This is a genomic window from Mesorhizobium sp. B1-1-5 (genome assembly GCF_006443065.1).
GTDB lineage: Bacteria > Pseudomonadota > Alphaproteobacteria > Rhizobiales > Rhizobiaceae > Mesorhizobium.
Genome location: NZ_VFWS01000554.1, coordinates 1 through 1137 on the forward strand (window position 1 = coordinate 1; position 1137 = coordinate 1137).

1 protein-coding gene and 1 pseudogene are annotated in these 1137 nt (G+C 66.9%); one reads left to right on the top strand and one right to left on the bottom strand.

The features are described from left to right. Nucleotides 1-230: pseudogene (locus tag FJ980_RS33225) on the top strand (GNAT family N-acetyltransferase); the annotation flags it as partial. A 46-nt stretch (nucleotides 231-276) separates the two neighbouring features. Here FJ980_RS33225 and FJ980_RS33230 read toward each other — a convergent pair. Next, nucleotides 277-1137: tyrosine-protein kinase family protein (locus tag FJ980_RS33230; RefSeq protein ID WP_140547624.1), on the bottom strand; the 861-nt coding region annotated here is incomplete at its 5' end.

Below are 1137 nucleotides of genomic sequence, written 5' to 3' on the forward strand. Positions count from 1 at the left end.
TCTCGTTCGGCGACGAGCCGTACAAGCGTTTATGGTGCGATATCGAAACGCAGCACTTCGAGGTGCTGGTTCCGCTGACGTCGAAAGGCCGCGCACTGGCGCTGGGGCTGCGGCAAAGTGCCAGACTGAAAGCCGTCGTCAAGAACAGTCCGACGATCTGGAAGCTGACCAAGCTGCTGCGTCGCAAGGCCGCTGGCCAGGCGCCGGCGCCCGCCGAGGACGGTAGCTAACCCGCCCACCTTCCAACGTAATGACCACAAGCGCCGTTCATCGGACTCAAGCCGCCGAGCGCCTTCCCGGCACCGGAGTGCCCGGCGGTTCGTGGCCGAGCGGGGTCACCAGCGTCAACTCCGGATAGCCATTCTCGATAAGCTTGACGGCGGCCTGCGTCACCTCATCATCCGGCTCCAGCATGGAGAGGAACACTTCGGTCGCATCGCCACCCAGACGGCTGATGCCTTGGGCGTCGGCGGGACCGCATTCGACTACCACCAGGTCATAGGCGGTGGTCAGCGATTGCATGATGATCGGCAGCCGGTCGGCGGCGCGCATGGCGCGAACCGGATCGGCGGTGCCGACAGGAATGACATGGCAGTCGGAATAGAGGTCGGGGTGGATGACTTCGCTGAACTGCGCCTGCGACGCGAGCAGATTGGTGATGCCCGGGAACAGTCCGCTGTCGAGCATCGGTCGCGAGGCGGCGCCGGAAGCCGTGAGATCGAGCAGCAGCACACGCAGGCCGGCGTCGGAGACCTCGCGCGCCACCAGGATCGCGGACGCGGCCGCCTCGTCACCTTCCGGCGACACGAAGATGGCGCGCGCGGCGCCGCTTGCGATCAGCTTTTCCGCCGCTTTTTCAACGTCGATCTCGCCCAGCACCGAACGCGGCCTGGTTTTGGCGACCGGGACGGCCTCGGCGACAGGGGTGGGATCGGCGACAGGGGCGCCGGCGGCGGGTTCGACCTCCATGGCAGGTTCCGCCGGCGAGGGCAGATCCGGCTCCACCATCATCTCCGGTTCCACCGCTTTCTCAGCGTGGTGCTCAGGCCCGGACTCTGGAATGATCGTCGGTTCCCTGGCCGCGACCGGCATCGCCACCTCGTCGATCGGCTCGAAGCGAGCGCCGCTGGCCGGGCG